Source organism: Hippea maritima DSM 10411, from assembly GCF_000194135.1.
Lineage (GTDB): Bacteria > Campylobacterota_A > Desulfurellia > Desulfurellales > Hippeaceae > Hippea > Hippea maritima.
This window is the reverse complement of the sequence record NC_015318.1, coordinates 733,058-750,489: the sequence shown is the minus strand read 5'-3', so window position 1 is coordinate 750,489 and position 17,432 is coordinate 733,058. Positions and strand designations below refer to the sequence as shown.

At 34.4% G+C, this 17,432-nt stretch carries 18 protein-coding genes and 1 tRNA gene; 14 read left to right on the top strand and 5 right to left on the bottom strand.

Features of this window, described 5'->3' with window-relative positions; translation table 11 throughout:
- Positions 1 to 107 precede the first annotated feature (107 nt).
- The 3 genes from HIPMA_RS09150 (at position 108) to HIPMA_RS03875 (ending at position 3,705) form a co-directional block, all read left to right on the top strand.
- Positions 108 to 2,612: a diguanylate cyclase gene (locus HIPMA_RS09150; RefSeq protein ID WP_013681766.1), complete on the top strand. Its 2,505-nt coding sequence runs from the start codon at positions 108 to 110 to the stop codon at positions 2,610 to 2,612.
- A 70-nt stretch (positions 2,613 to 2,682) separates the two neighbouring features.
- A complete protein-coding gene (locus HIPMA_RS03880; protein ID WP_013681765.1) occupies positions 2,683 to 3,333 on the top strand; it encodes a hypothetical protein in 651 nt (216 codons plus the stop codon).
- A gap of 3 nt (positions 3,334 to 3,336) precedes the next feature.
- The gene (locus HIPMA_RS03875; protein ID WP_013681764.1) at positions 3,337 to 3,705 is read left to right on the top strand and encodes a gamma-glutamylcyclotransferase family protein; all 369 of its coding nucleotides are present in this window, start codon (positions 3,337 to 3,339) and stop codon (positions 3,703 to 3,705) included.
- 5 nt (positions 3,706 to 3,710) lie between these two features.
- Here the strand turns inward: HIPMA_RS03875 and HIPMA_RS03870 are convergent, their stop codons facing one another.
- The 4 genes from HIPMA_RS03870 to HIPMA_RS03855 form a co-directional block, all read right to left on the bottom strand.
- Positions 3,711 to 5,411 carry a DUF2207 domain-containing protein gene (locus HIPMA_RS03870; RefSeq protein ID WP_013681763.1) on the bottom strand — a complete coding sequence of 567 codons (1,701 nt, stop codon included), beginning with the start codon at positions 5,409 to 5,411 and terminating at the stop codon, positions 3,711 to 3,713.
- A complete protein-coding gene (locus HIPMA_RS03865; RefSeq protein WP_013681762.1) occupies positions 5,401 to 5,949 on the bottom strand; it encodes a LemA family protein in 549 nt (182 codons plus the stop codon). The genes HIPMA_RS03870 and HIPMA_RS03865 overlap by 11 nt, the downstream gene beginning before the upstream one ends.
- A 124-nt stretch (positions 5,950 to 6,073) precedes the next feature.
- A complete protein-coding gene (locus HIPMA_RS03860) occupies positions 6,074 to 6,775 on the bottom strand; it encodes a peroxiredoxin (RefSeq protein WP_013681761.1) in 702 nt (233 codons plus the stop codon).
- Between the two features lie 157 nt (positions 6,776 to 6,932).
- Positions 6,933 to 7,019: transfer RNA gene (locus HIPMA_RS03855), tRNA-Leu, on the bottom strand.
- 72 nt (positions 7,020 to 7,091) lie between these two features.
- Here HIPMA_RS03855 and HIPMA_RS03850 point away from each other — a divergent pair.
- The 10 genes from HIPMA_RS03850 (at position 7,092) to HIPMA_RS03810 (ending at position 15,689) form a co-directional block, all read left to right on the top strand.
- Positions 7,092 to 8,009, top strand: a complete 918-nt coding sequence (locus HIPMA_RS03850) for a calcium/sodium antiporter (protein WP_013681760.1) — start codon at positions 7,092 to 7,094, stop codon at positions 8,007 to 8,009.
- Between the two features lie 129 nt (positions 8,010 to 8,138).
- Positions 8,139 to 8,411: an SHOCT domain-containing protein gene (locus HIPMA_RS03845; RefSeq protein WP_013681759.1), complete on the top strand. Its 273-nt coding sequence runs from the start codon at positions 8,139 to 8,141 to the stop codon at positions 8,409 to 8,411.
- 18 nt (positions 8,412 to 8,429) lie between these two features.
- Positions 8,430 to 8,555 (top strand): hypothetical protein, encoded by a 126-nt coding sequence (locus HIPMA_RS09815; RefSeq protein WP_013681758.1) that lies wholly within the window; start codon positions 8,430 to 8,432, stop codon positions 8,553 to 8,555.
- Between the two features lie 83 nt (positions 8,556 to 8,638).
- Positions 8,639 to 8,929 carry a metal-sensing transcriptional repressor gene (locus HIPMA_RS03840; RefSeq protein WP_013681757.1) on the top strand — a complete coding sequence of 97 codons (291 nt, stop codon included), beginning with the start codon at positions 8,639 to 8,641 and terminating at the stop codon, positions 8,927 to 8,929.
- Positions 8,930 to 8,940: 11 nt separating this feature from the next.
- The gene (locus tag HIPMA_RS03835; RefSeq protein WP_013681756.1) at positions 8,941 to 11,040 is read left to right on the top strand and encodes a copper-translocating P-type ATPase; all 2,100 of its coding nucleotides are present in this window, start codon (positions 8,941 to 8,943) and stop codon (positions 11,038 to 11,040) included.
- A gap of 40 nt (positions 11,041 to 11,080) precedes the next feature.
- Positions 11,081 to 11,827 (top strand): flavodoxin family protein, encoded by a 747-nt coding sequence (locus HIPMA_RS03830; RefSeq protein WP_013681755.1) that lies wholly within the window; start codon positions 11,081 to 11,083, stop codon positions 11,825 to 11,827.
- Between the two features lie 11 nt (positions 11,828 to 11,838).
- On the top strand, positions 11,839 to 12,756 hold the full coding sequence (gene osmF / locus HIPMA_RS03825) for a glycine betaine ABC transporter substrate-binding protein OsmF (protein WP_013681754.1): 918 nt from the start codon (positions 11,839 to 11,841) through the stop codon (positions 12,754 to 12,756).
- A 5-nt stretch (positions 12,757 to 12,761) separates the two neighbouring features.
- Positions 12,762 to 13,916, top strand: a complete 1,155-nt coding sequence (locus HIPMA_RS03820; RefSeq protein WP_488167795.1) for an ABC transporter permease — start codon at positions 12,762 to 12,764, stop codon at positions 13,914 to 13,916.
- The gene (locus HIPMA_RS03815) at positions 13,909 to 14,964 is read left to right on the top strand and encodes an ABC transporter ATP-binding protein (protein WP_013681752.1); all 1,056 of its coding nucleotides are present in this window, start codon (positions 13,909 to 13,911) and stop codon (positions 14,962 to 14,964) included. Before HIPMA_RS03820 ends, HIPMA_RS03815 begins: the two co-directional genes overlap by 8 nt.
- Positions 14,965 to 15,089: 125 nt before the next feature.
- Positions 15,090 to 15,689: an ABC transporter permease gene (locus tag HIPMA_RS03810; RefSeq protein WP_169309467.1), complete on the top strand. Its 600-nt coding sequence runs from the start codon at positions 15,090 to 15,092 to the stop codon at positions 15,687 to 15,689.
- Here the strand turns inward: HIPMA_RS03810 and HIPMA_RS03805 are convergent.
- A complete protein-coding gene (locus HIPMA_RS03805) occupies positions 15,686 to 16,114 on the bottom strand; it encodes a hypothetical protein (protein WP_013681750.1) in 429 nt (142 codons plus the stop codon). The genes HIPMA_RS03810 and HIPMA_RS03805 overlap by 4 nt on opposite strands.
- Before the next feature lie 105 nt (positions 16,115 to 16,219).
- Here HIPMA_RS03805 and HIPMA_RS09625 point away from each other — a divergent pair, with 105 nt between their 5' ends.
- Positions 16,220 to 17,152, top strand: coding sequence for an OmpA family protein (locus tag HIPMA_RS09625; protein WP_013681749.1), 933 nt, complete (start codon positions 16,220 to 16,222; stop codon positions 17,150 to 17,152).
- Positions 17,153 to 17,432: the final 280 nt, after the last annotated feature.

Genomic DNA, 17,432 nt, shown 5'->3' with positions numbered 1-17,432 from the left:
TTTTATATGGCAAAATTTTACAGTGTATAAAATCGTTATCAATTTTTTAGAGTTGTTTTATGCTATTTTCTTTTATAGAATAAAAATAAGGGCAGTTAGGAGGAATAATGAAAAAAAAGATAAGCCTACATAAGCTTTTTATAACTACGATTGTAGGAAGTATAATAGTTACATCATTTTTTATAGGTGTTTTTTGGATATTTGACGTAAAATCAAAAATGAAATCCACTATAGAAATAACACAAGAACTGTACAAAAAAGAAAAGAAAGAAATGTTAAAGCATAAAATAAGTTCTATTAAAAATTACATAAACAAAATAAGAAAAAACGAAAAGCAAAAGTTTATAAAAAATCTAAAAGACAAACTAAGCCTAAGATACAATGTAGCCATGACACTGTACAATGTAAATAAAAACAGGAAAAATCAAGAATTAAAACATGAATTCTTGAGTTTCTTAAAAGTTGAGGGTAATATAAACGATGATATCTATTGCTTCGTCATAGATAAAAAAACCAACAAAACACTTTTTAAAGGCTTCAACTGTATACCGAAAAACATAAAAGAAGGGTTTATTGAAACCACTTGCAATGGAGAAAAGATGATAGGATATGCAAAAACCTTCAAACCTTTAAATTGGCTTTTCGTATATTTAAGTTCATTAAACCGTATAGAAGAAAGAATAAAACAAAACATAGTTAAGTATTTAACAAACTACAGATACGGCGAAAAGAAGCATGGATATATATTTATTTCTAAGCTGTTAAATATAAATGGTGGTGACTGTTTTGCAAAAGCTATTGTAAATCCAAACAAACCAGAGATGGTGGGTAAATGCATGTCAGACAAAATAAAAGATGCCAACGGTAGATTCTACAGAAAAATGTATTTAAGAGATTTAGGAAAACAAGGGTACTCTTTATTAGAGTATAACTATAAAGTACCACACTCAAATGAAAATGGACTCAAACTTTCGTACATGGAGATTTACAAACCGTATAACTGGATAATAGGAACAGGATATTATCTCAAAGATTTAAAGAAAGATTATTTAGAGGCAATTGAAAATAAATTTAAGAGAAACCTGCCTCAAAGAATAGCAACTATCATAATAATAACATTTATAGCTATATCAGTCTTATTAATTCTGTATGCAATACTAACAAGAACAATACGCTCAGATATAGAAACGCTCCATAACTTCTTTGTTAATTACAAGAAATCCAAAAGAATTGACACAAAAAAGATAAAAACAACGGACATAGAAAAAATAGCCAACCAAATAAATGATATAACACAAAAAATAGAAATCTACTCTCTTGAAATTGAAAGACTGCTTAAAAGCTATAAAAATCTTGTAAAATACATGCCAGATTGTTTGATACTTTATGAAAAAAAAGGAGATGAAATAGTTGTAAAAGATGCCAACAAATGTATTGAAGATTATTTATTAAAAGAACACAAAAATGAAAACATAGTAGGGGAAAATATAAGCAAGGTATTTACAAAGGTTCCCTACCTCACACAAAAGATAAAAGAGGTTTTTGCAACACAATCTGTAATAGAGACAGACTACCACGTAGATAAAAATGGCCAAAAGCATTATTTTTCTTGCATAGCTTACCCCCTTAATGAAAACGAATGTGTATCTGTAGCCAAAGATATAACCGACAGTATCTTACTATACAGAAAGTCCGAAAAAGAAAAAGAAAAACTCAAAAAATTTATAAACGTAATCAATACAGGTGTCTTGGTATTAAACGAGGACGGTAGCGTTGTATACATAAACGACATCGCAAAACAAATATTAGAGATAGATGAAATGTTTAATTTAGAGGATATATACATAGTCTTAGGTTTAAAAAATTGGGGAATAATAACGGGCAACATAAAAATAATAAACGAAGGGCAAAACGGCTGCAAGAATTGTAATGTCAGTATAACAACCAAGACCGACTCAGAAAAATGGCTTGATATGTCTGTAGGTTCTATAGAAATGAACAAAGAAAAATTATATGTTGTTTCTTTTTATGATGTAACCGAGAGGTATAAAAAAGAAAAAGAGGTTGAATACGTAGCATTTCACGATTCATTAACCAATCTCTACAACAGAAGATTTTTTAAGGAAGAAGTTAGGAGAATGTTTAATAAAAGAAGTTATCCACTTACAATAATTACCTATGACTTAAATGGTCTAAAGATAATAAACGACGCTATGGGACACCAAAAAGGCGATTTTGCCATAAAAAAATTAGCCCAAATTTTATTAGCTGAAGCCAGGGCAAGTGATGTCGTAGCCCGTATCGGTGGAGATGAATTTGCGGTAGTAATGCCTAACACAACAGAAAAAGGTGCTCTAAAATACATAGAAAGAGTAAACAAAAAAATTGAAAGATTCAACAAAAAAAGTGATTTTTTTCTCAGTGCTTCGTATGGTTATGCAGTTCAGGAGGGCCAATACCCCAACCTAAAGGAATTCTTCTCAACAGCTGATGCCAATATGTATAAAAACAAATACTCAACACATAGGAAGGAAATAATCAAAAAAGTTATGGAATCTGTAAAATCAGAAAAGATAAAACTACCAAAAGAACTATTTGATCGATACAATTAAAGTTTTGCTTTGTTTGAATTTATATCAATTTTTTATATAATACTAATTAATAAAAACAAGGGGGTGCTTTATGTGGGAGCTTATAACCAAATCATTTGATTTTATGTTTAAGAAGCCGGTATTTTTCGTGCCCGCACTTTTTCCAGCTTTGGTTTCTTTAATTTTGGGTCTGCTTGGCTTGGGCATGATGTATTCACACTCAAATGTATCCTCATCCATTGGAGCAATTATTCTTCTTATTGGTGTAGCAATTACACTAATCGCTGTTCTCTTGGCAAACTCTGTAGTCATTCACATGACATATGAAATGGAATCATACAAAAGGGTCAACCTATCCGAAAGCTTTAATGTATCGATGGGTAAGCTTGGCGTTATATTTTTGGTTTCTACAATTGTAGGGTTAGCATCGGCAATTGGGCTAATGCTACTTGTTATACCAGGCATCATAGTAATACTGTTTACTGTTTTTTCACTTCAGGAGGTAGTGTTACTAAACAAGGATGTAAAAGAATCGATAATCGAGAGCTATGAGATTGTAAAGGAAAACTTTGGAAGCGTACTTGTATTTCTTTTGATTCTTATGCTTATTGAGTTGCCTTTGGGGTTCGTTCTCGGGCTTATACCGGTAATAGGCAGTGCAATTGCATCACTCATTTTAGGCACGCTGTCACCTATTGCTATAACCCTGCTCTATATTCAACTAAGAGGAGAACAACTTTGAAAGATGATTATTTTTGTTTACGGAACGTTGAAAAGAGGTTATTCTAACCATCATTTTTTAGAAAAATTAAAGGCTCAATTCCTTAGAGAAAGTCTGACAAAAGAAATGTACTGTTTAGCCGTTAATTTTGCACCCTTTGCAATAAAGGAATGCAAAAAAGAATTAAAAGGCAAAATTGTTATAGAAATATACTCCATAGATAAAAACAAAATTTCTCTTTTGGATGAGTTTGAAGATGCCCCAAGATTCTACGTCAGACAGCTAATAAAGGATATAAACAACCAAAAAGGGTGGCTTTATTTTTTACCCAAAGAAAGATTGAGTAATAGGGCGCATTTTTTGAGCCCAAAAAAAGGCATAATATGCTTCTAATTTTTCTACCAACTCCCTCCTCCACCGCCTCCAAATCCTCCACCGGATGCTCCACTGCCTCCAAATCCGCTTGAGCCTGAGGCTGCTGCTGAAGAACTCGATGGTTGGGAGGCTAAGGTTTCAGATAGAGTAGACATATCTCTATCCATCATGGTGGCAAATGAATATGCCGAAAATCTTGTATAGGGTGATTGACTTCTATACCATACTGGTGGCTCACTAACCAAATCATCAAACTTTTTTGACCATTCTTTGTGTTCACCTAAAGCTATAGCATAAGAAAGCGTATTATAAAAGTAGTCAGGGTCCTCATCAAGAAGCCGTTTTAGTCTATTTTTCTCAGCCTTTCTCATAAATTCTCTAAAACCTCTTATTATGCTAAATTGTTCAACGCCTTTTAATGATTTCTTGGGCATAATTTTTCCAAATATAAATAATACAACAGCTGTAACAAAGAAAGCAATAGCATAATTCAATCCAGTTTCAATAAAAAAGAAAACAGTTGAACCACCAACAATAAAAGCAAGCATTTTCAATATCAAACCAAATTTTCTTGTACCTTTTTCATATAATTTCAACTCTTTTATATAACTATCAAGACTATTTCTTGCCTCATTTATAGTTTCGTAAAACTTATTCTTGAGGGAGCTAACCCTAACAACATCTCTGTTATCAAATAAACCATAAAAGATAATTTTTTCAAAACTCTTAGCAGAATCAGGCAGGTCTTTTAACTTTTTTAAGATTAAATCCTTTTTCTTAAAAAAAGCCTTTTTGTTTTCATTCTCTTCAATTTCCAAATATCCCTTTGAAGCCCAATAGAATATAAGAGAAAGAAGATCTGAATTATTTATCTCATCATCAACAAGAACTCCAGCCTCAGCAGGTGTCATATCTTTAGGTGGCCTATAATAAACAGCAATGGGCTTTTTAACATCTCTACCAATAGCATACCAAATGGCATACAAAACCAAAAAAACAAACAAAGGCAAAGCAAATATAGAGTTATTATTTAAAAACAACCTAAGCCTAAGCCAAAACCCGGAACTGTTTATGTAATCTTTGGGAAAACCCAAAACAACCGTTAAACCCTCATGGGATTTTAAAGTATGGTTTAAATAGCAGCTTAGAACGCCATTGGAATAGGTAATATCTTCTGTATGTTTACTACCGTAAAGACCACTAAAAACCTTAAATTTAATATCATTTTTCGAAAGTTTTTTAGGCAAATACAAATCAAAAGACGATTTTAGAATGCTCACAGGCCAGCCGTTTCCCACGGCATTATAATAAAATTCAGCATGATTTTTAAAATAATTAATAACGCCAAACATACTGTAGTGTATCTTATAGACAGCATCCCCTTTAACATAGGCCTTTGGAGAACCTATCTTTATAATAAGCTTTCCGTCACTTCTTTTTATTTTGTACTTAAAACCATCTACTTCTACGTTAAATATAGAAATCTTATAAATCCTACCAAAGCTTCTACCATTTCCAAATGTCCTATTTACTCTGTATTCGTATGGAATAAATCTAAATATTCCATGCCTTGGCCGGTTAAAGTGAACTTTAATTGTTTCATCAATATCCACCACACCATTCTCATTCAAATATATATCAGAGTGAAAATCTTTTATGTAAAAATATTCTGCATGCGCCAAAAGTGGCAGAAAAACAAAAAACAAAACCCACTTAAAACTCAACTTTAATATTTTCCCTTTCACTTTCTTCAGTCTCGAAAAATTCTCGCTTGGAGAAATTAAATTGTTTTGCTATTAACACAGAAGGAAACGACTCACATAAAACATTATAATCCCTAACCACAGCGTTATAATACCTTCTTGCCATTTGAATATCATTTTCTACATCAGCGAGCATTTTTTGTAGTTCTAAAAAACTTTGATTGGCCTTTAAATCGGGATAACTCTCAGCCAAAGCAAAAATAGTCTTTAAAGCCCCAGTAAGCATATTTTCACTTTTTGCCCTCTCCTCAACTGTCTGGGAATTCATAGCCATATTTCTTGCCTTTATAACATTTTCCAACGTATCTTTTTCGTGTTTCGCATAGCCCTTAACTGTTTCAACCAAGTTAGGAATTAAATCATACCTTCTTTTAAGCTGTACATCTATATCACTCCATGCGTTATCTATCTGATTCTTAAGCTTAACAAACCTATTGTAGTAATATACAGTAAGACTAATAATCAATAAAATGACTATTAGTAAAATTAAACCAACCATAGCACCACCCCTTCTTTTTGAATTTATATCAATCATTTATATATTGTTCAATAAAAAAAGAAAGGCCAGCTACTATGTAAGTATGCAAGCAGCTGGCCTTTTAACTACAAAATAATAAACTAAATTAGGAGAGCAACTCCTCAACAGTTACATAATCGCCTACCCTACCAGTCATCTTTTCAACTTCTTTATTCACAGGGAGGGTTTTTTTACTAGGCCTCCAGTTTGCTGGGCAAACCTCTCCAGTTTTATATACATGCTGCCATGCCTGAATCTGTCTTATAAACTCATTAACGTTTCTACCTACACTTGGTCCTTGAACCTCTTCGGCGACAACAACACCATCAGGATTTACAAGGAATCTACCTCTCAAAGCTAAACCCTCTTCCTCTATTAACACGCCGAATTTCCTTGATACCTCTCCCGTTGGATCTGCACCTATCGTAAGCTTTAAATCTTTCAAAAGAGGTTCAGTCTCAGCAAATCTTTTGTGAGAAAATTTTGTATCTGTAGATACAGCCAACACCTCAACGCCCATACTCTGCAACTCATCGTATTTAGCATTCATTGCAGCAATTTCCGTTGGACATACAAACGTAAAATCAGCCGGATAGAAACATACAACTAACCATTTACCTTTATAATCCTCGCTTGATACCTTTACATACTTACCAGTCTTTGCATCATAAGCATCCATCTCAAACTCTGGAACCTTTCTCATTACCAATACGCCTGCTTGTGTCCTTTCCATCTCGCTTACCTCCTCAATCTCAATTTTTTCTTCTTGTTTCTCTTCAATTGCTTTAATCTCCTTTTCACAAGCCATCTTTTCACCTCCTAAAAGCTTCGATAAATATATACATCAAGAATAATTTTTTGTCAAGGAAAAAAATTATAATTTGTGAAAAAAATAATCGAGCAAAAATAAATGTTTAAAAAATAAGCTTTTTTCTTTACAAAAAGTATAAAAACAGAAAAATAAATGGTGCCGAGGGCGGGATTTGAACCCGCACGGGATTGCTCCCACCACCCCCTCAAGATGGCGTGTCTACCTATTCCACCACCTCGGCAGACGAGCATATATTCAATATATTATTTCTTATAAGTTGTCAAGTTTAACTTGAGCTGATAAAATAGCAGTCATGTTAGCCTACCAGACTGTTATTTTTGTAGTCTCTTTATTTGTGGTTGTTAAATCCGCTGATTACTTTACAGAATCCGCAGAAAAAGTTGGTTTGTTTTTTGGCCTATCCCCATTTATAGTTGGGGCTGTAATATTATCTATAGGAACAAGCCTGCCAGAGTTAGTCACAAGCATAGCAGCAGTCTTACAAAAACACTCAGAAATAGTAATAGCTGATGTTGTAGGGTCAAACATTACAAATATCCTATTGGTATTGGGTACATCCCTACTCTTTTCCAAAAATGAAAGACTAAAACATAATGCAGCTTTAGTGGACATTCCTATACTCATATTCAGCGCATTCTTTATTTATCTTGCCTTCAATGGTAAAAATTTTACCTACAGAGAAGGAATATTTTCCCTATCCGCTCTATTGGTCTATATTCTCTATGCGGTAAATTCTAAAAAGATAGAACTTGAAGAAAAAGTAAATAGAATAACTATAAAAGAACCGTTTGTTCTTATTGTTAGCTTGATACTTCTTAACATTGGCTCAAAGTATACAATTAAAAGTGTTATTGAGATTTCTAATATTATTGGCATAACTACAGGTGTAATAGCTGCAACCGTAGTAGCTTTAGGAACAAGCCTGCCTGAATTACTTGTAAGCGTAGTAGCATCTAAAAAAGGTAAATTAGAAATGGCTATAGGTAACGTAGTAGGTTCAAATATATTCAATGCTTTTGGTGTGTTGGGCTTCTCCTCGATTCTTGGCGATATCCGCGCAGATAAAAGTACCATCGAATTTGGGATACCATTCATGATTGCATCAAGCGTCTTACTTGGCTTTATAGTACAAAATGAGAAAATATCAAAGTGGGTAGGAGCAACCCTTCTTATATTTTACATGTTCTTTATCTATAAAATGTTTATTTAAAACATCCCTATAAAAAATTTTTATTCTACTTGACATTTTGTAAAATTAGGTTACTATTAAGTTAACTTATCTTATCCCTACCAGGGGGGGTGGGAATAAGATAGACAAGTATTGCTTGAGGAGGTTGTCATGCATGGATATGGATTTCATGGATTCTTTTGGGGAGGTTATATGGGTATATTGATTCTAATTTTAATTATAGCGGCTGTTGTATTCCTTATAAAAGCAACGACAAATTCACAAAATATGAAACATGAAGGAAGAAACTACTATAAAGAAACAATGAGCGAAGATTTAAAAGAAAGGAAAAATGCCCTAAACATTCTGAGAGAAAGATATGCAAAGGGTGAAATTTCAAAAGAAGAATATGAGCAGATGAAGAAAGATATTGTAAAAGATTAAAATTTTAGGAGGTTGAAGATGAGAAGAATTTTTAGTGTTGCTTTAGCTGGTATGTTAATGGTGGGAATTTCAGATACAGTATATGCACATCAGGCAACAAACCAAAACAATGGTATGATGAGCTCAGGTGAAATAGTATATTGATTTTTATGTATAAAATTAGGTTCCCAAACTTAAAATTCAACAGATAGGCTAACTTAAATTAACAAAAATAGGAAGGAAAAGACGTGAAAGACAAAGATAAAAAGATAAAGCATTATGAAGCACATAAAACGCTCAAAACAGCCCAGGGTCATTTGAATGCGGTTTTAAAGATGGTTGAGGATAATAGGTATTGTATAGACATATCAACTCAACTTATGGCTGTTGCATCTCTACTAAAGAAAGCGAATATGCAGATTTTAAGTAAGCACATAGAAACCTGTGTAAAAGATGCCGTTTTATCCAAATCTCAGGAAGATATAGACCAAAAGATTAAAGAAATAAAAGAGGTAATCAAATACCTAAACAAAATCTAAGGGAGAGGGCTATGTCTAAATATAAATGCCCCAAATGCGGCATGGAGTATGATGCACCGGGAAAATGCGAAATGGACGGTGCAGAACTTATAAGAGTAGAAAGCAAACCAAATGAAAACATTGACAATCGTACAAAACATCACAGCCATGCGCAGCACCATAAAATGATGGTAGAAGATTTCAAAAAGAGATTTGTTATATCTACTATAACAACGATACCTATATTAATACTTTCTCCGTTAGTTCAAAAAATTTTTGGCATTCATATAAGCTTTTCTGGCAGTGATTATATACTGTGGGCTTTATCAACATTTATTTTCTTCTTTGGTGGATGGCCATTCTTAAAGGGATTATACGATGAGTTGACATCAAAAAAGCCCGGTATGATGACGCTCATCGCTCTTGCAATAACAACAGCTTACTTCTACAGCAGCCTTGTTATTTTTGGGGTTAAGGGTAAGGTATTCTTCTGGGAACTTGCCACGCTTATAGATATTATGCTCTTAGGTCACTGGATAGAGATGAAATCCGTTATGGGAGCATCAAATGCATTAGAGGAACTCACAAAACTTATGCCTGAAAATGCTCATCTTCTCTTAAAAGACGGCTCTATAAAAGAAGTCCCCGTCGGTGAGTTAAAATCAGGCGATATAATCCTGGTTAAACCGGGTGAGCAGATACCCTCAGATGGTATAATAACAGAAGGCTCCACATACATAGATGAATCCATGATAACAGGTGAAAGCAAACCGGTAAGCAAAGCAAAGAACCACACCGTCATAGGTGGCTCTATCAATATTGACGGTGCAATTAAGGTTAAAGTCCAGATGGCGGAAAACGGGTCATTTCTATCACAAATCATTGAACTTGTAAAACAGGCTCAAGAAAGCAAATCAAAAACACAGGATTTAGCAAACAAAGCAGCATTTTGGCTTACCATTATAGCTCTATCTTCAGGTGCAACTACATTTTTAGTATGGTTTGGTATTTTTGGCAAAACAGTTGAGTTTGCACTTGAGAGAATGGTTACGGTTATGGTTATAACATGCCCACATGCCTTAGGATTGGCCGTTCCTTTGGTTGTTGCGACCTCAACAGCTATAGCAGCAAAAAATGGCCTTTTAATTAAAAATAGAGCCTCTTTTGAGATGGCAAGAAATCTGCAGGCTGTAGTGTTTGACAAAACTGGGACACTTACAAAGGGCAGTTTTGATATAACTGATATAGTAATCTTCAAGAATAACATAACAAAAGAGAAACTACTTGAATATGCTGCTGCTTTAGAGAGCTATTCAGAACATCCTATAGCCCAAACAATAGCCAAAAAATTAACACAAAAAGTGAATGTAAAAGATTTTAAATCTATTCCCGGAAAAGGCGTTGAAGGAATAATAGACAACAAACGCATAATGGTCGTGAGCCACAACTACCTCAAAGAGAAAAACATAACAATTGACAAAAAACTCATAAAAAACCTTATTGAATCAGGGAAAACAGTTGTTTATGTTTTGATAGATAATGTTTTATCAGGAGCCTTGGCGTTGGCTGATGTAATAAGAGAAGAATCAAAAGAAGCCATATCAAAACTGAAGTCCATGGGTATAAAATGCATAATGTTAACTGGTGACAGAAAAGAGGTTGCAAAATGGGTCTCAGAAAATGTTGGTATAGATGAATACTTTGCAGAGGTATTACCGAATGAAAAATCCCAAAAAATAAAAGAAATAAAGAATAGAGGGCTCATTGTTGCAATGACTGGTGATGGTATAAACGACGCCCCTGCATTAACAGAAGCCGATGTAGGTATAGCAATAGGGGCTGGGACAGATATTGCCGTTGAATCAGCCGATATTGTCCTTGTTAGAAACGATCCAAGGGATGTTGTTGCTATAGTGCATCTTGCAAAAGCAACTTACAAAAAAATGGTTCAAAATCTAATGTGGGCAACAGGTTACAATGCACTGGCTATCCCTCTCGCAGCAGGTGTTCTGTATAACTACGGGATACTCTTATCTCCTGCTATTGGAGCGGTTTTAATGTCTTTAAGCACTGTAATTGTTGCAATAAACGCAAAATTATTAAAAAACAAAGCCTACACTTTTGACAAGTAATTTAAACTTTGCTATTTTTAAATAAAGGAGGATTAATTTTATGAAACTAAATAAATTTCAAGAGGAGTTATGCAACTCTAACAAATGGGATTTTTCAAATCTCAAGGCTTTGTTTTTAAACTGCACTTTGAAAAAGTCTCCGGAGCTCTCCCATACTGAGGGTTTAATGAATGTCTCAAAAACGATAATGGAAAAAGTTGGCGTATCTGTAGAAATGATTAGGGTTGTTGATTACGATGTAGCATACGGTGTATATCCGGACATGACAAAGCTGGGTTGGGAAAAAGATGACTGGCCCATGCTTTATGAAAAGGTAAAAGAAGCAGATATACTAATTTTGGGCACGCCAATTTGGCTAGGCGATAAATCATCTATCTGCACAAAAACTATTGAAAGGCTATACTCAACATCCGGCGATTTAAATGAAAAAGGGCAGTACATATATTACGGTAAAGTTGGAGGATGTATAATAACGGGAAACGAAGACGGAGCAAAACATTGTGCGATGAATATACTCTATTCCTTGCAGCATATAGGTTACACCATACCTCCTCAAGCAGATGCTGCATGGCTTGGAGAAATTGGTCCTGGGCCATCGTATCTCGATGAAGGCTCAGGTGGCCCGGAAAATGATTTTACAAACAGAAATACAACATTTATGACATGGAATCTTTTACATTTTGCGCTTATGCTTAAAAACTCAGGCGGCATACCGGCATACGGCAACCAGAGAAGCAAATGGGATGCAGGCTGTAGGTTTGAAAATCCAAATCCTGAATACAGGTAGGAGTATAGAAAATGAAAAATAAAATTATAATCCTGCTATTGGTAATCTTTACAATTATCCCTTTAAGATTGATGGCAGCCGAAAAACCGATAATCGTAAGCTCTAAAATCGACACAGAGGGCGCTCTTTTAGGTAATATGATATACTATGCTCTAAAGTATAACGGGTTAAATGTAAAAAATAAAACAGGACTTGGCGCAACAAACATTTTAAGAAGAGCCATAAAAAGCGGTGAGATAGACATATATCCAGAATACACAGGAAACGGTGCTTATTTCTTTCCTTATTTGGATAAAACCATATTCAAAAACTTCAAGAAAGGCTACGAGGCTGTAAAAAAAGAAGATTTAAAAAAGAACAGTATTGTCTGGCTAACACCGGCAAACGCCAATAATACATGGGCTTTGGCAACAAGAAAAAGTTTTGCTCAAAAAAATAAGATATACTCACTTGAGGATTTTGCAAAATATGTAAACAATGGAGGTTTTGTAAAACTCGCCTGCTCAGAGGAATTTGCAACAAGAAAAGACGCTCTGCCTGCTTTTGAGAAGGCTTACGGTTTCAAACTTAAACGTTCTCAACTCATTATACTTTCAGGCGGCAATACAACCCAAACAGAAAAAGCCCTTGCCCGCAAAATAAATAATGTAAACTTTGCAATGGCATACGGCACAGACGGTTCACTTTCTGCATTAAATTTAATCGTTTTAAAAGACACAAAACACATAGAACCAATCTATGCACCAACACCGATAATAAGAAAACAAACACTTGATAAACACCCTGAAATTGCCAAAATTCTAAAACCCATTTTTAAAAGCCTAACAACAGAAACCCTTCAGGCTCTCAATGCAAAGATAGCAATAGAAGGAATTCCTGCTGCTTTTGTGGCAAAAGATTATCTTAAAAATAAGGGGTTTATAAAGTAAAGCGCATTATCCGAAACTCTTCGCTGCTGCCGATTATAAATTTCTTTGCAATCGGCAGCCTTTTATATTTTGTTAGATTCTTAAGCTACTACCCAAACCGAATAGCGCAAAGCAGAGGTGTGCTCTTTTACAAAATTTCTCCTGATACTTTTATCGTTTTGGAATTATTCATATTACTATCTATTTTTTTAAACCTCATACTCAAAAAAAACAAAGAATGCATCAATATTTCTACAACTGTTTTAATAGTAATTTTGTTCCTATATTCAGGGGGCAGTTATGCAAAAGAGGTTTTTTTATCAAACCACATTGCGCGCATATCGTTTGCAAGTGGTTTTTGGATAAGCCTATTTTTTATATATGTGATCGTAATAGATTCCCTAAAAAATACAAAACCTGTATATAAAATAGGTGTTGTATTGCTATTTTTGCTTGTTTTTACCTTTTTTACAGTAGGCGGTTTTTTGGATAAGATTGATATAATGAGAGAATTTTACGTAAGAAAATCCAGATTTATAAGTGAAATCTCCACTCATATGTATTTATCATTCGCAAGTGTATTAGCAGCATCGATTATTTCTTTTCCGCTTGGCGTTTTAGCCTACAAGAAAAGAAAAACCACCCAAAAGATTTTTGCAATCTTAAACATATTTCAAACAATACCCTCAATAGCGATGTTTGGGGCTCTTATTTTACCACTTGCATACCTATCAAAACACAGCAGGGTTTTATCAAGTATGGGTATTTCGGGAATCGGTTTTGCACCTGCTTTTATAGCACTTGTTGTGTATGCAATGTTACCTTTGGTTAGAAACATCTACTCAGGTTTAAGAAATGTTCCTGAGGATGCAAAACAGGCAAGTATGGGGATGGGCATGAACGGAATCCAGTTGCTTTTTATGGTTGAAATACCCCTTGCCATAGTAGAAATTCTAACGGGTTTAAAGATATCACTTGTTCAAACAATAGGCAATGCGGCTTTGGCTGCACTGATTGGCGCAGGTGGCTTGGGCGTTTTTATTTTTCAAGGCTTGGGAGAGGCGTCAAGCAGCCTTATTATGCTCGGTGTTTTACCTTTGGTTTTTATAGCTATAACAGCAGAATATATAATGAATGTAATTATTATGTTTGCCTCTAAAAGGATGAATGGATATGATTAAAATCGTAGATTTAACAAAAACATTCAACAACCACACGGTTTTAAACAATATCAACCTAACGATAAAAAAAGGAGAGCTTTTTGTGCTCATTGGGCCATCGGGAAGCGGAAAAACCACACTTCTAAAAATGATAAACAAAATGGAAACCCCTGATGCTGGTAAAATATTTATCAATAACGAAAACATTTCAAAAATTAAGGGTACACAACTAAGGCGAAAAATAGGCTATGTTATTCAGAGCATAGGCCTTTTACCTCATATGAGCGTAAAAGATAATATACTTATTGTTCCAAAGCTTATAAAAATGGATAAAAGTATGGCTGAAAGAAGGGTTTATGAGCTGCTTGAACTTGTGGAGCTTGAGCCTGAACAATATATAAACAAATACCCTCATCAGTTATCCGGGGGCGAGGCGCAAAGAGTGGGAATAGCAAGGGCATTGGCAGCCGACCCACCAATCGTTTTGATGGATGAGCCCTTTGGAGCGCTAGATCCAATTACAAAATCGCGCTTGCAGAACCAAATATGCCAAATACACAAAACGCTCAAAAAAACTATAGTGTTTGTAACACATGATATAGATGAAGCGATAAAGATAGGCCAAAGGATAGCAATAATCAAAGACGGACAAATTATCCAAACAGACTCACCGCAGGATATGCTCTCAAAACCAAAAAACAGTTTTATAGCAACATTTTTGGGCTCAGATAGAGCCTTAAAGAAACTCTCAAAATTACTCGTAAAGGAATTTAAGAAAAAAGCAGATTATGTTTTACAAGATGAGAAAGAAGAAGTTATTCAAACAAATAAAAAATATGTATGGGTTGTTGATAAAAAAAGCATACTCAAAGGCTGGATATATCTATCGGAAAACGCTAAACAGTTCACTGAAATAGACCACAAAACATTTGCACTTAACGATAACGAAACATTAAAAGATGCCGTATCAAAAATGGTAGCACAATCTGTCAAAACACTACCGGTGTGTGATAAAAACGGAAAACTCACAGGCGAGATAAGCCTTACAGACATTGTCACAAAAACATGATTATTCCAAGAAAAACGCTTTCTCTGGCACTTTTGATTATTATATTTGACAGCTCAGCTTATAAAATAGGCTACTTTCTCAATTCTTTAATACATTCACACTATAAAATCGCGTATTCTGAGTCTATGTATTATCTAACCTTTCAGCATGTGGCAATGGTTGTTATAGCAACTTGCGCCTCAACCATTATAGGTGTTTCTCTTGGAATTTTGGCAACAAGGAGTTTTGGTAAAAATCTGCTTTATCCCATTAATCTCATATCATCCATAAGCCAATCCTTTCCTCCTGTTGCCGTCTTGGCTTTGGCTGTCTCCTCAGTCGGTTTTGGAATAAAGCCTACAGTCATAGCGCTGTTTATTTACGGGCTTTTCCCGATTATACAAAACACCATAGCGGGCATCATATCGATAGACAAAAGCATAAAAGAAGCCAGTATAGGCATGGGTATGTCGGAATGGGACTTGCTCATTAAAGTAGAGCTACCACTCGCACTTACAAGTATACTCTCAGGTATCAGAACAACCACTACAATAAACGTTGGAGTTGCCGCCATTGGTGCCGTTGTAGGTGCCGGTGGACTTGGAGCTTTGATAATTTCAGGATTGATAAACGAAAATCAATTCTTCATAGCATATGGTACTATATCCGTTGCACTTTTGGCCTTATTGTTTGACAGCATTATAAATAACATAGAAATGTTTACCACCAGAAGCTACAAACTTTAATTAAAGCCATGCTTTTGAGAATGATATCTTTTCTGTTTCCATCTTGCCGGCGGGTATTTTTCTTTATATTTATCGAAATAAAGATACGGTTTATCCGTATCCATTTCAATCGTAACAGATCTACTCAATTTAGGCTTAAAATACGCTGGAAGGGATTGGGAAACATACCACTGACCATTTTTTAAGAAATAATACACGCTTCTTTCAATATCGAAATAAACATATGCATCAGGATAGTAAATATAGCGATGCTGAGCCCTATAACCCCACGCCGGGGCATGTGGAGGGGGAGAATGTTTAACCTTAAGAGCAGTGTTATTCCATCCAGTAACCACACCATTATCAAATGTGTTGCAACCATAAACAAAAAATACTGAAAATATAAATAGAAAACCTATATTTAATTTTCTCATAATTTTTTTCATTTTGACTCCTTTAAAACTGTTTTTAAAGTTTAACATAAAAAAATTCTATGTCAAATTTTGATTTTTCTGCTATAATTTAAATAAACAAATCAAGGAGGATGTGATATGAGAGAAAAAGTCGTTCTTTTGAATTTAATAATTTTAATAATATTCTTCGCCAATGCCACAGTAAATGCCAAAGAAAATCTAATAATAACACCCTACCCTAATTCCAAAGTGCTTTATCACACAAAAAAGAATTTCGATGAACTATACATATTAAAAGCCCCTCGAGGCTTAAATGAATACACTCTTAATGAGTGCAAGAAGGTTGAAATTGATGGAGCAGTTGAAAAAATTGTTTATGGCCTACCGGGCAATATAAGCGCGTTTGAAGCTTTTAAAAATTATGAATTTGCACTAAAAAAGGCAAACTTTAATATCCTCGCCCAATTAAGAACAAAAAACATACGATATTTCATAGAAAAAGACTGTGGTTTCCCTGACATAAACGGTTTTGGCAGTGAGCAAAACAAGGATCACTTTTATATATCAGCCCAATCTCCAGATAAAAGCGAGTACATTATGGTATACGTTGGCGAGGGTTATAGAGGGCGTCCAGGCAAAGCAGCGATAGGTATAGTAAAACTCAAACAGATAGAAACAGGCCTTGTAAAAATTATAAACGCAAAAACAATGAAAAAAGAGATAGAAACAAAGGGACACGTTCCAATATATGGTATATACTTTGATTTCAACAAAGCAACGATAAAACCATCATCAGAACCAACTATAAAAGAAATAGCTAGATTATTAAAAGAAAACCCCTCTTTAAAGCTGTATGTTGTTGGGCATACTGATAGCATAGGGGATCTAAACTACAATATGAAACTATCAAAGAAAAGAGCCAAAGCCGTTGTTGATGAATTAGTCAAAAAATACAATATAAATCCAAACAGATTAAAAGCTTTCGGTGTAGGACCTTTAGCACCAGTAGCATCAAACAAAACAGAAGAAGGCAGATCTAAAAATAGAAGGGTTGAATTAATAGAGCCATGAGAAAAGAGAAAAACAAGAAATACTGCATGCTATTTGCATCCTTAAACCCAATGTCTAATTCTAAAAACTTGACAACATGCAAAAGTGGTATATTATAATTAACTAACAAAGTAATATGCAAAGAAACGGATCTTTTACAAAAACAGGAAGTTTGACTTAAAAGAGTCAATCTGATAGAATTAATTTGGAAATGGTATTTCTAACAGCGTGAATTTTAAGATAAAGGGGGTGATAAATTTCTCTAAAAAAGGGAAGTATTTGCTTATATAAGGATTAGGTG